We start from the raw sequence: 16,492 nt of genomic DNA, 5'->3' as shown, positions 1-16,492 counted from the left end.
CGGTGGGAGTGGGAGCGCAATCCCCAGGGGGTCGCGCTCCTTCCCGCCGGCCGGCGCCGGGACGTACTGATTCTTTCGTCAACCTGATCTCCGCGGTGAAGACCCTCAAGGCCAAGTACGGCGACAAGTTCGTCCTGACCACGGCGCCCGAGACCTTCTTCGTGCAACTCGGCTACCAGTACTACGGCTCCGGCCCCTGGGGCGGCCAGGACCCGCGCGCCGGTGCCTGCCTCCCGGTCATCCACGCCCTGCGTGACGACCTCACCCTGCTGCACGTCCAGGACTGCAACTCGGGTTCCATCATGGGTCTGGACAACCAGTACCACTCGATGGGCGGCGCGGACTTCCACATCGCCATGACCGACATGCTGCTCGCCGGATTCCCGGTGGCCGGCGACCAGGCCAAGGTCTTCCCCGGGCTCCGTCCCGACCAGGTCTCCGTCGGTCTGCCGGCCTGCATCCAGGCGGGCAACGGCTGCACCACGCCCGCCGAGGTCACCAAGGCGCCGAACTGCCTGACGAAGAGGACCGACTGCGGCTCGTACGCCACCCGCGGGACGTGGCCGGGGCTGCGCGGACTGATGACGTGGTCGATCAACTGGGACCGCTTCAACAACGGGGAGCTTTCGAAGAACTTCGACGCCTACTTCGGCAGCTGAGGCCCAGCGGCAGGAGCAGCAGCCCGCACAGGAACCAACTGGCCACCACGTCCAGCGGCCAGTGGTAGCCCTGTCGGACCAGCCCGAAGGAGACGCCGAGGACCAGGGCGGCACAAGCGGCGAGGAGTGTGAGGCGGGTGCGGGCTGAACGGAGCCAGGGCAGGAGGAGCAGGGCCGCGGAGCCGTACGCGACGGCGGCGGTGGCGGTGTGCCCGGAGGGGTAGTAGTCGCCCCCCGGCGGCACGACCGGGGTGCCGTGGCGGCCGGTCCACTCCTTCAGGGGCATGATGATCGCCGGCACCAGGGCCATGAGCACGGCCGCAACGAGCGGCGGCAGCCACCAGCGGCCCGTCCCGGTGGCACGGCCCCGCCAGGCGACGTACACCGCGACCAGCGCCAGCGAGGGCACGGCGACCTGACCATTACCGAGGTCGGAGAGCAACTCGGACACCCGGTTCGGATGGATCAGCGCATGGCTGATCCGTTCGTCCACGCCCAGGAGAGGGCCATCGGTGACCACCTGCCAGGTGATCAGCGTGAAGGGGAGGGCCGACAGGCCGCACACCAGGAGGAACACGCGAAGGGAGAGACGCAGGGATTCCGGTCGCTCGGCGACCCGTGGGGCGGGCGCACTCCCGGTCTGCGGGTCGGGGCAGGTCGGCAACATGAGGTCCAGCGTCTCAGATCCGGCCGTCCGAGCCGGGTCGGCCCAAACGCAGCCTCAGGTCCGGGGCCGGGAACCGCATGTCCGTCCACCACGGTCCGCTCGGGCCGGATGGCGCGCCCGCATCGGCCCGGATCGCCGGACAGGCCCAAGCACCGGACAGGCCCGGGCAAGGGCCCGTCCGGCGGATCATGCAGGTGCAGGGCAATACACCTAGGGCTGTGACCGACCGGGCCCGTTGGTCCGGCCGAGACCGGACAGGTGTCCGAGCTTCGCGACTCTTCTGAGTCTCCTGCGGCCGATCTGCTTGCTGAGGCCGGTCAGCCTCCTGCGTACGCGCCGCTTGAACCCTTTCGAGATCTGCTTCGTCTGGGAGACGCGGGTGATGTGCAGGCTGAGGTTGGCGAAGCCCTGGGTGTAGTACGGATCTACTTCCAGGGGTCCGCTCCGGCCGCCGCGGGCCGGAGCCAGGTCGTCCGCCTTGCGGGCGCCGAACCTGCGCTGGGTGCTCAGGCCCTGGGAGCGGACGTTGAGGTACACGTCCCACACCCCCGTCGGCAGCGGGGCGCCGTCCAGGGCGTGGGTGATGTCGATGTCGGCGGTGAAGCCCGCCGTACTGTGGTCGCAGTCGTGCCCCCGGACATGGGCGTGGGCGGACAGCGGTGCGCTGCGGGTGGGGACGCGCACCTCGCGCCCGTCGTTTCGCAGCCGCAGGATCAGCTCGGTGGCGGGCTCCTGTGTGTCCACGTTCTCGATGTAGCCATGGCCGCGCAGCCGCAGGACGCCGCGTCGCCCGGTCCGGTGCCATTCGACGGCGTCCAGCCGGTCGTCCTGCTGCAGCCCGGAGGTGACGTCGTAGCAGGAGTCGGGGATACCGGCCTTCGCGTCGCCGAAATACGGGTAGGCGGCGTAGGCGCGCCCGTTCTTGACGGCAATCTCGTGGGGAGGCCGGTGCTTGTCCCTCTCCGCGGTCAGGAAATCGATGATGTCGATCAGTTCCCGCTGCAGTCCGTGCTGTGCGCAGTGGGCGACCAGCCGGAGCGGTGCGGTCATCTGGACGGCGAGTTCCGGGGTGTAGAACTCGTCCAGCTGCTCCTTGGCGATCCCCATGGCCTTCAGCCGGTCGCTCTCCTCCAACAGCGGGAAGCGCCAGGAGAAGGAGTCCAGAAGGCCGCCCCTGAAGTGCCGCAACAGAGCGGCGTCACGAACGGGTCCGGGTTCGCTGTGCGTGGTGATCGCGGTCATCAGGCGTCGGGCGACCTCAAGACGTTTCATCACGTCACTGAAGTTGTTGGTGAGGTTGCCCATGTCGTCGCGCTGCACCTTGAAGTAGCAGTCCTCGTCGGCGACCACCGAGATCACGGAAGCCTGCAGGTAGGCCTTGGTCACGAAGAGGCGGTCCTCGCCCATGTGGATGTCCTCGTCGAAGCGCAGTCGGCGCTCCTCCAGGAACGAACGCCGCATGAGCTTGTGCGGCGTCAGGGCGTACCAGACGCGGGAGGTGGCCAGATCGACGACCTCCTGGTCGGCCTCGAACATGGAACGGGGCACGGTGCAGTTGACACCCACGTACTTGCCCAGCGTTATGTCGGAGCCGTTGCGCTCGGCCATGTCGATCATGCGGCGCAGAGCATGGGGGCCGAGGTAGTCGTCGGCGTCCAGGAAGAAGACGTAGCGGCCCCGGGCCAGGCCGAGAGCGACGTTGCGCGGGCCGCTCGGCCCTCCGGAGTTCTGCTGGTGGATGACGCGCACCGTGCCAGGATGCTCGGCGGCGAACCGGTCCAGCTCCTGCCCGGTGCCGTCGGTCGATCCGTCATCGACGGCCAGGCATTCCAGTTCGTACGTGCCCAGCGACTGTTCGACCACCGATTCCAGGCAGCGCGTCAGATAGGGCATGGCGTTATAGGCGCCGATGATGACTGTGACTATAGGGTCCGACACTAATTCCCCCCCGGGAACCGTTCATGACGAGTATGGTCACATATTTACCCGTTGTTCACGGCGTGTGCCAAGTTTTCAACTGTCTTTGGCCTGCCAACGCTTGATCTCCACCCGTACGACAGCGAGAGCCGCCGGAGGGAACGGGACGGCTCGAGCGAGCCGGGGCGTCGAGGCGTCGGCGCAAGGGGTGGGAGAGGAGCCGGCCGCCCGGGAACAGGGGGGGTGGTTCCGGGGCGGCCGGTCGGATCGGTTTGCCGCGCGCCCCGGGGGGTTTGGGGCGAGCGGCCATCCGATCGGTGAGGAGTTCCGGAGCCAGAGGCTCCAGTGGTGTGCGCGAAGGCACGGCCAGGACGGTGCTGGGGAAGCTCCGGCCCGGCGTCGCCGGCAGTCCCCTGCGGGCGGGGTGTTTCTCTCATCTGCGGAAACCGTACGTCAGCCGACGGGGGACCGACAGACGCAAACGGATCCCGCCATCGGCCCCCCACACGTTCTTCACAGGCCCTCACGCGGGCCCCCTGCATCCCCGGCGGGAACGCCGTCCGTCACCGCCGGGGTTCGAACAGGTCAGATCTGGCCGAAAGCCTGCTCGATGACGTCGAGAGCCTCGTTCAGCAGGTCCTCGCCGATCACCAGCGGCGGCAGGAAGCGCAGGACGTTGCCGTACGTGCCACAGGTCAGGACCAGCACGCCCTCTGCGTGGCAGGCCTTGGCGAGCTTCGCGGTGGCCTCCGGGTTCGGGTCCTTCGTGCCGGACTTCACCAGCTCGATCGCGATCATCGCGCCGCGGCCACGGATGTCACCGATGACATCGCCGTTCGGCAGCTTCGCCTGCATCTCGGTGAGGCGGCCCTTCATGACCTCCTCGATGCGCTTCGCCTTACCGTTCAGGTCCAGCTCGCGCATCGTCTCGATGGCACCGAGCGCGCCCGCACAGGCCACCGGGTTTCCGCCGTAGGTGCCGCCGAGGCCACCGGCGTGGGCGGCGTCCATGATCTCGGCACGGCCGGTCACGGCGGAGAGCGGCAGACCGCCCGCGATGCCCTTGGCAGTGGTGATCAGGTCGGGAACGATGCCCTCGTCCTCGCAGGCGAACCACTGACCGGTGCGGCAGAAGCCGGACTGGATCTCGTCGGCGACGAAGACGATGCCGTTGTCCTTGGCGAACTGCGCGATCGCCGGGAGGAAGCCCTTGGCCGGCTCGATGAAGCCGCCCTCGCCGAGCACCGGCTCGATGATGATCGCGGCGACGTTGTCGGCGCCGATCTGCTTGGTGATCTGGTCGATGGCCTGGGCGGACGCCTCGGCACCGGCGTTCTCGGCACCGGTCGGCCAGCGGTAGCCGTACGCCACCGGCACCCGGTAGACCTCGGGCGCGAACGGGCCGAAGCCCTGCTTGTACGGCATGTTCTTGGCGGTCAGCGCCATCGTCAGGTTGGTGCGGCCGTGATAGCCGTGGTCGAACACGACGACGGCCTGGCGCTTGGTGTACACACGCGCGATCTTGACGGCGTTCTCCACGGCCTCGGCGCCCGAGTTGAACAGCGCGGACTTCTTGGCGTGGTCGCCCGGCGTCAGCTCGGCGAGCTGCTCACAGACCTCGACGTACCCCTCGTACGGCGTGACCATGAAACAGGTGTGGGTGAAGTCGGCGAGCTGCGCGGACGCACGGCGTACGACGGCCTCGGCGGAGGCGCCGACCGACGTCACGGCGATACCGGAACCGAGGTCGATCAGACGGTTGCCGTCCACGTCCTCGATGATCCCGCCACCGGCGCGGGCGGTGAACACCGGCAGGGTGGAGCCCACACCTGCGGCCACCGTCGCGAGACGGCGAGCCTGCAGCTCCACCGACTTCGGGCCGGGAATGGCAGTGACGACGCGGCGCTCCTGCGGAATTGCGGTCATGAGGGGCTCCTGTGGGGTGTTTCGGACGCTTCTCTCTCTGCAGGCTATGGGCGAGGCCCGGGGTCCGGCATGTTCCGTTCGGGAGTGGTGGCCGTACGCGGTTGTCCTCCACGGACATAGCGACGGGGTGCGGGGCCGGGGTGCGGCGGTACGCGGGCGGGACGAAAGGCCCCGGGGCACGGGCGAAGACTTCCCGCCGGACCGCGTCTGACGGGGTGGTACGGGGCACTAGATTGATGACTTCGGGCGCCTGCGCCCGGAGTTACCGGTCAGCGCTGGTCAGGGGACGAGGGACAGCACATGGACACCGAGGGCACGTACGACTCACGCGGCACCCGCTCCGGTCATCCGGTGCCGCGCCCGGCCGGCCCGCCACCGCCCGAACTGCCGCCCAGGCCGGGCTACGCCCCCGCCTCCGGCCCCTCCCTCGGGGACTGGCTCCGCACCCCGAGGCCCGCCGCGGAACCAGGTGTCTGGCGGCTCGGCCATGCCCCCCGGCCCGCCGAGGAGAAGGAGCGCACCCCGGACCGCACGCTGGTGAGCGGCGCGGTGATCTCGCTGCTGGCCTGCATCCTGCTCTGGTCGCTCTGGCGCAACAACTACATCCCGTACTGGCGGGTTCCGCTGAAGCTCTTCACCCCCGGCGACTGGTGGGGACCGTTCGGCGACGCGCCGCAGACCCGGGGCGCGGTCCGTGCGCTCGACATCTACCGCCTGCTGATCACCGGGGGCCTCGTCTACGGATTCGGCCGACTGGGCAACTGGCCGGCTGCCTTCGAGCGGTGCGTCGCCGCCAGGGGGGCCGCCGCACGGGCGGGCGGTGCGGCGATCGGTGCGCTGCTGGTCTGGATCCTTGTCTGGAACGGGACCGTGCCGGGGATGGGGCTGGCCTTCGGCCTGGTTCCCGGCTCCTGGCTGGGCCCCGACCAGCCGATGTCCCCGGTGGTCAGCTACGGGCTGTACGTCCTGCTCACCCTGGTGATCGTGTGGCCGTTCGCCAGGCTGGGGCGCTGGACCGAGGTGTGGCGCCGCGGCGGGTCCCCGCAGCAGGCACCGGGCCGGGACGGCCGCGACCCGGCGAAGCCGCACACGCCCGGCGGTGCGGACGCCATCGTCGAAGGCAGCGAGGAGGACCCGGCCGAATGGCCGGATCTGCGCGCCGCCGGACAGCACCAGGCCGCCGCCGCGCTCGCCAGGGAAACCCGGTCCGGACGGATGAACGATGTCGACTACGCCCGCATCCGCCGCGCCTGGACGTCCGTGCGCGCCGACCACTCCAGGCTCTCCGCCTTCACCGACACCGTGCTGCGCAACGGCCCCGCCGCCTGCACCCACCCCTCCGGCGCACGTGACCTCCCGGTCCGCGCCGCCCGGCACGATCTGCTGGTCCAGCAGGTCAGACTCGGCACCGTCGAGGACGGCGAGCGCAACCCGTACGCCCGTCGCGGCAGCGGCATCGCCCTCGATCCCGGGCTGCTGGGCACGTCCCTGCTCGCCGTCGGCCCGCCCGGCGCGGGCAAGAGCCGGGCACTGATCCGGCCCGTCGTCGAATCCCTCGCACTGCAGGCGCTCGCCGGACAGGCCGCCGTCGTCGCCGTGTGCGCCGCCGGTACCCAGCTCGGCGGCGACCAGGGGTTCGACGTCGTCATCAAGGTCGGCGACCCGTCATCCGTGCACGATCTCGATCTGTACGGCGGTACCAACGACCCCGACGAGGCCGCGGCCGTCCTCGCCGACGGCCTGGTCGGTGACCTCCCCGAGGTGGACAGCAGACGCGCAGCCACGGCCCTCGCCCAGCTACTCGGCCCCTTCCGGGCCGCCCACGGCCGTTTCCCCTCCGTGCCGGAGCTGCGGGAACTCCTGGACGGTGTGCCCGGTGCCCTCGCCGCCCTGCGGGAGGCGCTCGACGCGACGGGACACCCCGGCATGCAGCGCGAGCTCGACGGCCGCGCCCGCCAGTCCGGTGCGCCCGGCGACCCGGGCCCGGCTCTCGCCGATCGCGTCGCCCTGCTCGACCGGCCCGCCTTCACCGAGTTCTTCGACACCACGGGCAAGGCCCGCCCCTTCTCGCTGCGCGCCCTGGAACACCCGCTCCGGGTCCGTATCGATCTGCCCGAACGCGGCCACGCCGAGGCGTCCCGGGTACTGGCACGTCTGGTACTCGCCCAGTTCACCGCAAGCGCCGCGGCCCGTACCGACCGTTCCCTCTTCGCCTGTCTGGTCCTCGACGACGCGACCCACACCCTGACCCCCGACACCGTCCGCGGAATCCAGCGGCTGCGCTCCGCGCACGCCGGGGCCGTACTCACCCTGCGCACCCTCGACGACGTACCGGAGCAACTGCACACGGCGCTGCTCGGTGCGGTCGGCTGCCGGATGGCGTTCTCCGGAATCACGACGTGGGACGGGAAGAAGTTCGCCGAGGCCTGGGGAACGGAGTGGGTCGAGACCCGCGACGTCACCCAGCGCACCGTCTTCGCCGACCAGCCGATGACCCGGGCCATCCACGCCTTCCGCAAACTGGTCACCGGCAAGGCGGTCACCACGGACGCGGTGACCGTGCGCCAGGTCGAGCGGGAACGCTGGTCGGCCTCCGAACTGGCCCACCGGGTACCGGCCGGACACGCGGTGCTGTCCCTGACGACCGTACGGGGGGAGCACGCGCCGCCCCTGCTGGTGGATCTGAACGGCTGAGCGGTACGCAGAGTGGCCCGCGGCGCCGGAGCGGTTACGGCGGACCCTGCCGCCCTGGCAGAATCGGTAGGAGCCGTTCATACGGGACGGCGAAAATCGACTCCCCGAGGTCCCGCGGTCCCCATGCCCCCCACTCTCGCCTCGCTCGTCCAGCATTCGGCACTCAAACTCACGGTGCGTGCGGGGGCGGACCGGCTCGACGCGCCCATCCGCTGGGCGCACGCCAGCGAGCTGACCGACCCCGTCCCGTACATGGAGGGCGGTGAGCTCCTGCTCGTCACCGCCACCAACCTCGACGCCGAGAATCCCGAGGCGATGCGGCGGTATGTGCGGCGGCTGGCCGGGGCCGGAGTCGTCGGGCTGGGCTTCGCCGTCGGCGTCCACTACGACGACGTACCGCAGGCGCTGATCGACGCTGCCGAGGAATCGGGACTGCCGCTTCTCGAAGTGCCGCGCCGCACCCCGTTCCTCGCCATCGCCAAGGCCGTGTCGTCGGAGATCGCCGCAGATCAGTACCGGGCGGTGACAGCGGGGTTCGAGGCCCAGCGGGAGCTGACGAAGGCCGCACTCGCGGGCGACGGCCCCGGCGAGATCCTCACCCGTCTGGCCGCGCACGTCGACGGCTGGGCGGCGCTGTACGACGCCTCCGGCGCGGTCGTCGCCGCGGCCCCCGACTGGGCCGCACGCCGGGCCGCCCGGCTCACCCCCGATGTGGAACGGTTGCGGGAGCGCCCCGCCCCGGCCAGCATGGTCGTCGGCGACACCGACGACCGGGTCGAGCTCCAGTCCCTGGGCACCGGCCGCCGGGTCCGGGGCGCGCTGGCCGTCGGTACCGGCGCGGCACTGGGCACCGCCGAGCGGTACGCCGTGCACTCGGCGGTCGCGCTGCTGACCCTGACCACTGCCCGCTCCCGGTCCCTCCAGGGCGCGGAGCAGCGACTGGGCGCGGCGGTGCTGCGCATGCTGCTCGCCGGCCAGCCGGACCACGCACGGGCCGTCGCCGGGGATCTGTACGGCGGGCTGCTCGACGCCCCGTTCCGGCTGCTCATCGCGGAGGCGTCCGCCCCTTCGACAACGGCCCCGCTCGGCGAGGCGATGGAGGCGGCGGCCTTCCGGACCGGCGAGACCCTGCTGGCCGTGCCCGAGGGCGAACGGCTCGTCGTTCTGGCCGCAGACGGCGGAGCGGCGGTCGAGGCCTGCGCGGCGTACGCGGTGGCCCAGGAGGCCCACGAGGCGCGGCCCCCGCGCGAACCGGCGGCGCCGGAGGAGGGCCAGGTGGTCGTCGGCCTGTCCGCACCAGCGGGCCCCATCGCCGTCTCCGCCGCGTACAAGCAGGCGGAGCAGGCCCTGTCGGTGGCCCGCCGCCGGGGCAGGGCACTGGTCGAGCACGAGGAGCTGGCGACCGGCTCGGTGCTGCCGCTGCTGGCGGACGACGCCGTACGGGCCTTCGCCGACGGAATGCTCCGCGCCCTGCACGAACACGATGCCAAGGGCCGCGGCGACCTGGTCGCCTCGCTGCGGGCCTGGCTCTCCCACCACGGCCAGTGGGACGCGGCAGCGGCAGACCTGGGCGTGCACCGCCACACCCTGCGCTACCGGATGCGCCGGGTGGAGGAGATCCTGGGCCGTTCACTGGACGATGCGGACGTCCGGATGGAGCTGTGGCTGGCACTGAAGGCCACGAGCTCCCCGTCGACGCCGGAGCCGTAGCGATTGCCGCTGTCGTCGACGGAAGGGCCACGAGCTCCCGGCCGGCGCCGGCGCCGGAGTCGTAGCGGTTGCCGTTGTCGTCGGCGGAAGGGCCACGAGCTCCCCGCCGGCGCCGGTGTCCCAACCGCTACCGGAAGGCCATGCGCCCCAGCTCACGCCGACGCATCCGACAAACCGGCGTGTACCCGTCGTGCTCTGCTCCACACCGGACAAACGCCAGGTCGGCCGCACGGCCCTACGGTGGGGGCAGGACACCCCACGACTCCGAAGGGCCGGAACCTCCATGACTTCCACCCACGCCTTCTGGCTCGCCGGCCGCCAGGCCACCGGCGAGGACAGCTTCGACGTCACCAACCCCTGGGACGGTCGTCTCGTCGGCACGGTCAGCGTGCCGACCGATGCGCAGATCGAGGAAGCCGTCGCCGCCGCGCACGCCGTGCGCGAGGAGTTCGCCGCGACTCCCGCTCATGTCCGCGCCGCCGCGCTCGACCACGTCGTGCGGCGTCTCGTGGAGCGCACCGAGGAGATCGCCCAGCTGATCTCCGCCGAGAACGGCAAGCCCATCAAGTGGGCGCGCGGCGAGGTCGGCCGCGCCGTCTCCGTGTTCCGGTTCGCCTCCGAGGAGGCCCGCCGCTTCAACAGCGGTGACGCCCAGCGCCTCGACACCGACGCCGGTGGCACCGGTCGTCTCGGCCTGACCCGGCGCTTCCCGCGCGGCACGGTCCTCGGCATCGCACCGTTCAACTTCCCGCTGAACCTGAGCGCCCACAAGGTGGCCCCGGCCATCGCCGTCGGTGCCCCGATCATCCTGAAGCCCGCCCCGGCCACCCCGATCTCGTCGCTGATCCTGGGCGAACTGCTGGCCGAGACCGACCTGCCGGCCGGTTCGTGGTCCGTGCTGACGGTCCCCAACGACCGGATGCCCGCCCTCGTCCAGGACGAGCGGCTGCCCGTGATCTCCTTCACCGGGTCCGCCCCGGTCGGCTACTCGATCATGGAGTCGGTACCGCGCAAGCACTGCACCCTGGAGCTCGGCGGCAACGGCGCCGCGGTCGTCCTCGGCGACTACGCCTCCGACGAGGACCTGGACTGGGCCGCGACCCGTATCGCGACCTTCTCCAACTACCAGGGTGGCCAGTCCTGCATCTCGGTGCAGCGCGTCATCGCGGACGCCGCGGTCTACGACCGGCTCGTCCCGAAGATCGTCGCGGCCGTAGAGACCCAGGTCACCGGCGACCCGTCCGACGCCGCCACCGACGTCGGCCCGCTGGTCAACGAGGACGCCGCCAAGCGCGTCGAGTCCTGGGTCGACGAGGCCGTGCAGGCCGGTGCCCAGCTGCTCACCGGAGGCAAGCGGGACGGTGCCACCTACGCGCCGACCGTGCTCGCCGAGCTCCCGGACAACGTCACCCTCTTCTCCGAAGAGGTCTTCGGGCCGGTGCTGTCCGTGCAGAAGGTGGACGGCGAGACCGAGGCCTTCGCCGCCGTCAACTCCTCCAAGTACGGCCTGCAGGCAGGCGTGTTCACGCACGACCTGCAGACCGCCTTCCGCGCCCACCGTGCCCTCGAGGTCGGCGGCGTGATCATCGGCGACGTCCCCTCCTACCGCGCGGACCAGATGCCGTACGGCGGCGCCAAGCAGTCCGGCGTCGGCCGTGAGGGCGTCCGCTACGCCATGGACGACTACACCTACGAGCGCGTGCTGGTCCTCACCGGCCTCGCCCTGTAGGTCCGCGAACAGGATCGAACCGATCCACCAGCGCCGCCTGTGATCCGCCTGGACAGCACGACAGCAGGCGGCAGATGAACGGCCGGAGCCCACTGTGCGGGGGCTCCGGCCGTTCCTGCGTATCTGCACCCTGAGCTGCGACGATGGTCGGATCTTGGCTGGTTCAGATGGGGTAGTGGGAGCACCGTGGGAGCACCGTGGGAGCACGAGCCGCTAATCGCCGCGTATGGCGAACCTTGTTGCGCGTAGGAACAGGGCTGGGGAGGTCTCCAGTTACCAGGTGAGGTGGCGCGAAGGCGGTGTGAGGGCCGGCGAGCAGCAGACCGAACGCTTCGATGACGAGGACTCGGCCAAGGTCTTCAGGGACGCCGTTGACGAGGCCGGGCAGCACTGGCCCCCGGCTGGGTGAAGGGCAAAGGCTACGTCGACCCCGCAGCCGCCGACCAGTTGCGATACCGCTTCGACCGCTGGGCCGTTGAGTCCGTCGAGAACCGCACCGCGAGCAAGCGCTACAAGCAACAGCGCATCCGCGCGCTGGAGATGTACATGTTCCCGACCTTCGGCAACTGCGACATCCGCTCCGCCGAGCACTTCAGCAAGGCCACGATCGGCGCGTGGGTCAACAAGATGCTGAAGACGAAGGTCAAGCGCGGGTCGAAGATCAAGGACATGTCGCCGGAGACGCTGTGGGGTCTGCACGGGCTGCTGTCGTCGGTTCTGAAGGAGGCCGTAGTCGCCGAGCCGCCGCTTCGGGACCGCAACCCGTGTGACCTGACCCGGCTGCCGAGCAATGACGACTGGGGCATCGGCGACGACGTGTCGAGCGATGACATGGAGTTCATGACTCCTGAAGAGGTCGCCGGCCTTGTCGAGTATTTCTCTCGCCCCAGTGATCGGATGCTCGTGCGGACGGCGGACGGCGGACGGCGTACGGGAGCGGACTGCGGTGGGGCGAGATCAGCGCGCTCGCGGCGCGGCATGCCCGCAACCCCCGGCCCGGCGAGTACGAGCTGCGCGTCACCCGGGCGTGGAAGCGGGTGCCGGGCGAGGAGCGGTACTTGGGACCGCCGAAGTCGAAGGCGGGGCGGTGGACGGTCGAGTTCACGGTCGGACTCTGGCAGGAGCTCCTCGAGTACGGCCTCGCCGAGATGGGCAAGGACGATCTGCTCTTCCACGACGGGAGCGGTGGCCGGCTGCCCTACTCGACGTTCTACGACCGGTGGATGGCTGGGGTCGCTGAGGCCAAGAAGCGGGGGGTGTTGCCGCAGTGGAAGTTCCCCACCTTCCATGATTTGAGGCACTCGCACGTTGCGGCGCTGCCGTCGGACAGGCACAGCTTGACCTACGTGCAGCGTCGCTTGGGGCACGAGTCGATCACGACCACCTCCGACCGGTACGGGCACCTCCCCGAGGCCACTGACCCACTCACTCGATCTCACCGAGGAGGGTCTCGCCTGCCGGCATCGTCCTTGGACGACATGCTGCGCGCCAGGCGCGAGGCTGCTGCAGCGCCGCCCCCGGAGCCGAGCATCATCCCGGAACCGACGTACCCGTACGGCTTCACCATGCATCGGCTGGCGGGTACGGTCCGGTGGTCCTGCGTGCACGGGTGCGGCTGGGCACACGACGAGAACTCTGGCCTCGATGTGACGTCGATGCGGGTCGTCCTGCCGACAGGCTTCACTGGCCGGGACATCGGCGACGCGCTCACGGCCCAGGCGAACGAACGGCACAACGCGATGCGGCAGCGGGTCGAGGACGCGCTCACCGAGCACTACGCGAGTGCGCACCCCGACCGGCAGCGCGACGACCGGACCTGACAACGACCGGTGTCGGTGGCCGCGGCTACGGTGGTGCCGTCCTTTGCACACGATTGCCGTGCGCTGCTGCTACTCGGACGGGTCCGGCCCCGCTGGCGTGGAACCCAGGCGGGGCCCCGCTCCCTGGACTGGGCGGCCTTCGCCCACTGGACGAGCCTGGAGGAACGGCGCTGAGTAGCGACCCAAATTTGGGCCGTGCGGCTGTTCTCGTGGATTGCCGGGGTCACCGGCGGCATGGGCCTCTGGAACAGCCCTTGCTTCCTCCATTCCTCGTACGGGGGCGGCCCGGCGGCGTCACGACGTGCACGATGGTGGTCGGTGGCGTCGGACCGCGGCTTTGCCGGGATGCGCCGGTTCCCGCCCGGAGCCGGCCGGGTGGTCAGCCCAGTGCGGGGCGTGTGCGGCGTGCGGTGTGTGCGGACCCCTCCGCTGTGGTGAACCAGAACAGGGCCGCGCACAGGAAGGCCGCTGCCGCGAAGACCAGCGATTGTGTGACGGAGTCGTCCCGCGCGCCGGCGACGAGCGCGCCGGCCGCTGACAGTGCCAGGGCGACCGCCGACAGCGCACGAGGGCGCCGCGTGACGCCTGGTGCCGCGGCCGGTGGCAGCAACCGGACCGCGAGGCTGTAGCAGGCGCAGGCCAGCAGTGTGGAGCCCAGTACGTCGCTGGGCCGGTGGTGGTAGGTGGCCTGGACGGCGCCGGCGGAGACGGCGAGCCACAGCATGCCGGCCGCGGTGGCGTAGGGGCGGATGCGGGGGGAAGCGACGAGGGTGGCGCCGAGGGCCAGCCCGGCGGGGATGGCTACGTGTCCGCTGGGGAAGCTCGGCTCGATGAGCGAGACGTGCGCGTCCACCAGATCGGGGCGGGGCAGGATCATCCTGGTGAGTTCCTTGGTCCCGAGCGTGACCATGACGATCCCGGTCGCCGCGCAGCCTTGCCACCAGCACCTCCGCACCAGAGTGACGGCCGCGATGACCGCGATGCCCACGAGCAGGGTGGGCATGGCGGTCTGTTCCAGCGGCGGCATGGCCGATGAACCGTAGGCCGCCCCCGACCAGTCGTAGATCCATGCCGGTTCGGCGCCGTATCCGCTGAGCAGGGCGTTCTCCGCCCGTTGCCCGAACGGGGTGCAGACAGCGATCACGTAGACCGCCAGGAACCCCAGGAGGCACAGCGGAGCCGAGACCCGTAGCCGTATCGTCCCCGCAGGGCTGGGTTCGGCCGTGGTTCCCGGGACCTGGCCGGGGCCAGGGTGCGTGGACAGGGTCGAGGGATCTTGCTGAGTCATCGCTTTCTCTGTCTTCGTGGGGGAGCGGTGCGGGCCCGCACCGCTTTGGGCGCGAGGTGGGCCGGCAGGCTCTGCCGGCCCACCGGGGATCTGCTCCTATTCGAGGAGCGCCCGGCTCTGCCGGCGCTGGGCGGCGATCGCCAGGGTCGGGAGGGGTGCGATGAGGAGGAGGAGGACGACCAGGTCCGGCAGGGACCGTATGAACTCGTTCGGCTGGATGACGATCGCCTGTGTGCGGATGAACGCGAACGCCGCGACGGGGATCAGCCACCGGTAGTCGCCGGTGGCGGCCGTCGCCACCCACGCGGCGATCAGCGCAGCGACTTCGAGGGCGAACAGGCCGCGTTGGAAGGCCGGACTGACGGAGATGATGTGCAGGCTCCCGGCCACGAACATGGCGAGGACGACGGGGATTAGCCAGCGGTACGAGTGGCGCCGCAGCCGGCCATGACGGCAGGCCGCCAGCACGGCGCACGCGGTGCACAGTGCCCCGGACAGCACCAGGTCACGGGCCGTTATCGGGGTGCCCAGCCCGTAGTAGCCCAGGCCCGCCTTGCCCTCGTCGCCGAAGAGCGTATTGCTGTTGGACGTGGCACCGGCATAGATCATCGCTGCTGCGGCCGGCAGGGCGATCCACGGCTTGCCGCGCAGCAGGGCGATTAGGCAGACCAGAGGAAGCAGCCCGTAGGGCAGGAGCCGTGTCTGCGTGCCGGGACCTTGCGCCCACGGGTACCAGCCGGAGAAGTGGAAGGCGATGGCATGCCGGCCGGGATCGATGTGCAGTGCCCAGTGCCACACATCCTGCAGGTACGGCACCAGCGCCAGCGTGGCGAGGACGAGAGTGGTCAGATGGATGCCGTCCAGCCACCACGGCCGGGCCGTGTCGTCGACGACGGCACGGGCGCGGGCCTGCACCCCGGCACGGACCAAGGCGACAACCTCCCGCGGCGGGGGCCAGGAACGGCCGGGATACGCCTCGGACAGGCAGGTCAGCAACTCCTTTCCCTGCCGGGAGCGGTAGGGCTCGGGGTAGGCCGCAAGCAGCAGACGGTTCATGCCGGGGCCACCCCGGCATCCCGCGAGCGCCCGAGGACGACAGCCGCCGCCTGCCGCATCCGCAGCGCCTCCCGGCCGAGCGCCTCGGTGCCGTCCTCCGTGAGCCGGTAGTAGCGCCGCGCCCGCCCGTCCACGATCTCTTCGTCGCCGGCGGCCACCAGCCCGGCCCGCTCCAACCGCTCCAGCGCGCCATAGAGAGTGCCGACAGCGATCCGGAGCCGCCCGTCGGTGGCCTGCTCGGCAGCCTTGATGATGCCGTAACCGTGCAACGGTCCATCCATGAGCGCAGCAAGGATGAAGTACTGCGGTTCCGTCAAGGACGGGTTCCGTCGTGTCATGCGTCGAGTATATATCGAGCTACGAAATATATCTGCCAGCCTTGGGTGATCACCGACAGTGCCTCCACGCCCGCGGCGAGCGCCACCCTCTCCCGGCCGGCGGGCGCGACGGCGGTCTCCTCGACGCGCCCGCGCGGCATCGGCGGATGCTCACCGAGACCTGGTCCGGGCCGAGCGGAACGTCATTCCCGCTGTGTCCGCCGGACCCGTCTCCCCTCCGTTGAACTGCCTGTGGATCAGAATCTGTTCGCCCGGACCGGCCGCGCGCAGTCGGCGAGGCAGCATTCGATGAGGCCCGACCCGAGCGGCCGCTTCCCCAGGTCACGTCCGGTGGCGTGGTGTAACGACGGCCACTCGGTGATCCGTTGTTCAGGTTAGGCGGGCAGGGCTTCGGGGGCGGGGTGTACTGGGTCTGATGCTCGGATTCCTTCAGGTCGGCTCCGGCTGGCCGTTGAAGCCGACCTCATGCGATCTGTCGCTGCGATGCAGCGCATAGGGCCGGACCGTCTCGGCCCTGTGCTCGTCTACCCGTCAGCCGACCTTGCATGGTGGCTCGTCCCCTGTGGGGCTGAGGACGTGCTGGACGACCTCGGACGGCTCACTGTCCAGCCCAAGGGGTGGATGCTGCGGTGTCCGCCGGCTGAGTGGTACGTCGGCGGCCGGGGGTGGCTGGAGAAGCCTGACGGCT

Annotated in this window: 11 protein-coding genes and 3 pseudogenes; 7 read left to right on the top strand and 7 right to left on the bottom strand. The window is 70.6% G+C overall.

Annotated features, from left to right (window positions below; all coding sequences use genetic code 11):
- Positions 1-71 precede the first annotated feature (71 nt).
- Positions 72-659: pseudogene (locus tag IEZ15_RS21865) on the top strand (chitinase); the annotation flags it as partial.
- Here IEZ15_RS21865 and IEZ15_RS21860 read toward each other — a convergent pair.
- From IEZ15_RS21860 to gabT, 4 genes and pseudogenes are all read right to left on the bottom strand, one after another.
- Positions 610-1,326, bottom strand: coding sequence for a phosphatase PAP2 family protein (locus IEZ15_RS21860; protein ID WP_189279033.1), 717 nt, complete (start codon positions 1,324-1,326; stop codon positions 610-612). The pseudogene IEZ15_RS21865 and the gene IEZ15_RS21860 sit on opposite strands and share 50 nt — an antisense overlap.
- Positions 1,327-1,536: 210 nt before the next feature.
- Positions 1,537-3,264 carry a glycosyltransferase gene (locus tag IEZ15_RS21855; protein WP_189279032.1) on the bottom strand — a complete coding sequence of 576 codons (1,728 nt, stop codon included), beginning with the start codon at positions 3,262-3,264 and terminating at the stop codon, positions 1,537-1,539.
- 191 nt (positions 3,265-3,455) lie between these two features.
- A pseudogene (locus tag IEZ15_RS44915) lies at positions 3,456-3,680 on the bottom strand (phosphatase PAP2 family protein); the annotation flags it as partial.
- Between the two features lie 148 nt (positions 3,681-3,828).
- Entirely contained in the window at positions 3,829-5,169 is a 1,341-nt protein-coding gene (gene gabT / locus IEZ15_RS21850; protein WP_114246950.1) for a 4-aminobutyrate--2-oxoglutarate transaminase, read from the bottom strand.
- Between the two features lie 300 nt (positions 5,170-5,469).
- Between gabT and IEZ15_RS21845 the strand changes: the two genes are divergently transcribed.
- The 5 genes from IEZ15_RS21845 (at position 5,470) to IEZ15_RS21830 (ending at position 13,122) form a co-directional block, all read left to right on the top strand.
- Positions 5,470-7,863: a type IV secretory system conjugative DNA transfer family protein gene (locus IEZ15_RS21845; protein ID WP_189279031.1), complete on the top strand. Its 2,394-nt coding sequence runs from the start codon at positions 5,470-5,472 to the stop codon at positions 7,861-7,863.
- Positions 7,864-7,986: 123 nt separating this feature from the next.
- Complete coding sequence (locus IEZ15_RS21840; RefSeq protein ID WP_189279030.1) at positions 7,987-9,573, top strand: PucR family transcriptional regulator; 1,587 nt, start codon at positions 7,987-7,989, stop codon at positions 9,571-9,573.
- A gap of 283 nt (positions 9,574-9,856) precedes the next feature.
- Positions 9,857-11,302 carry an aldehyde dehydrogenase family protein gene (locus IEZ15_RS21835; protein WP_189279029.1) on the top strand — a complete coding sequence of 482 codons (1,446 nt, stop codon included), beginning with the start codon at positions 9,857-9,859 and terminating at the stop codon, positions 11,300-11,302.
- A gap of 280 nt (positions 11,303-11,582) precedes the next feature.
- Positions 11,583-11,711, top strand: a complete 129-nt coding sequence (locus IEZ15_RS46425) for a hypothetical protein (protein WP_268250408.1) — start codon at positions 11,583-11,585, stop codon at positions 11,709-11,711.
- Positions 11,712-12,360: 649 nt separating this feature from the next.
- Positions 12,361-13,122, top strand: coding sequence for a site-specific integrase (locus IEZ15_RS21830; RefSeq protein ID WP_189279028.1), 762 nt, complete (start codon positions 12,361-12,363; stop codon positions 13,120-13,122).
- Positions 13,123-13,501: 379 nt separating this feature from the next.
- Here the strand turns inward: IEZ15_RS21830 and IEZ15_RS21825 are convergent, their stop codons facing one another.
- The 3 genes from IEZ15_RS21825 to IEZ15_RS21815 form a co-directional block, all read right to left on the bottom strand.
- Positions 13,502-14,410: a phosphatase PAP2 family protein gene (locus IEZ15_RS21825; protein ID WP_189279027.1), complete on the bottom strand. Its 909-nt coding sequence runs from the start codon at positions 14,408-14,410 to the stop codon at positions 13,502-13,504.
- A gap of 96 nt (positions 14,411-14,506) precedes the next feature.
- Positions 14,507-15,466 (bottom strand): hypothetical protein, encoded by a 960-nt coding sequence (locus IEZ15_RS21820; protein ID WP_189279026.1) that lies wholly within the window; start codon positions 15,464-15,466, stop codon positions 14,507-14,509.
- Complete coding sequence (locus IEZ15_RS21815) at positions 15,463-15,804, bottom strand: PadR family transcriptional regulator (RefSeq protein WP_114248512.1); 342 nt, start codon at positions 15,802-15,804, stop codon at positions 15,463-15,465. The genes IEZ15_RS21820 and IEZ15_RS21815 overlap by 4 nt, the downstream gene beginning before the upstream one ends.
- 465 nt (positions 15,805-16,269) lie before the next feature.
- On the opposite strand from IEZ15_RS21815, the pseudogene IEZ15_RS44910 reads away from it, so the two are divergent.
- Positions 16,270-16,492, top strand: a pseudogene (locus tag IEZ15_RS44910) (hypothetical protein); the annotation flags it as partial.

This window comes from Streptomyces atratus (assembly GCF_014648655.1).
In the GTDB taxonomy this organism is placed as follows: Bacteria; Actinomycetota; Actinomycetes; order Streptomycetales; family Streptomycetaceae; genus Streptomyces; species Streptomyces atratus.
Note: the sequence above shows the minus strand (reverse complement) of the source record. Positions and strands in the feature narration are given on the sequence as shown.

Excerpts from the sequence above, each read along its gene's own strand:
- IEZ15_RS21845 (WP_189279031.1), top strand. The coding sequence starts at position 5,470 with ATGGACACCGAGGGCACGTACGACTCACGCGGCACCCGCTCCGGTCAT.
- gabT (WP_114246950.1), bottom strand. The coding sequence starts at position 5,169 with ATGACCGCAATTCCGCAGGAGCGCCGCGTCGTCACTGCCATTCCCGGC.
- IEZ15_RS21825 (WP_189279027.1), bottom strand. The coding sequence starts at position 14,410 with ATGACTCAGCAAGATCCCTCGACCCTGTCCACGCACCCTGGCCCCGGC.
- IEZ15_RS21820 (WP_189279026.1), bottom strand. The coding sequence starts at position 15,466 with ATGAACCGTCTGCTGCTTGCGGCCTACCCCGAGCCCTACCGCTCCCGG.
- IEZ15_RS21860 (WP_189279033.1), bottom strand. The coding sequence starts at position 1,326 with ATGTTGCCGACCTGCCCCGACCCGCAGACCGGGAGTGCGCCCGCCCCA.
- IEZ15_RS21815 (WP_114248512.1), bottom strand. The coding sequence starts at position 15,804 with ATGACACGACGGAACCCGTCCTTGACGGAACCGCAGTACTTCATCCTT.
- IEZ15_RS21835 (WP_189279029.1), top strand. The coding sequence starts at position 9,857 with ATGACTTCCACCCACGCCTTCTGGCTCGCCGGCCGCCAGGCCACCGGC.
- IEZ15_RS21840 (WP_189279030.1), top strand. The coding sequence starts at position 7,987 with ATGCCCCCCACTCTCGCCTCGCTCGTCCAGCATTCGGCACTCAAACTC.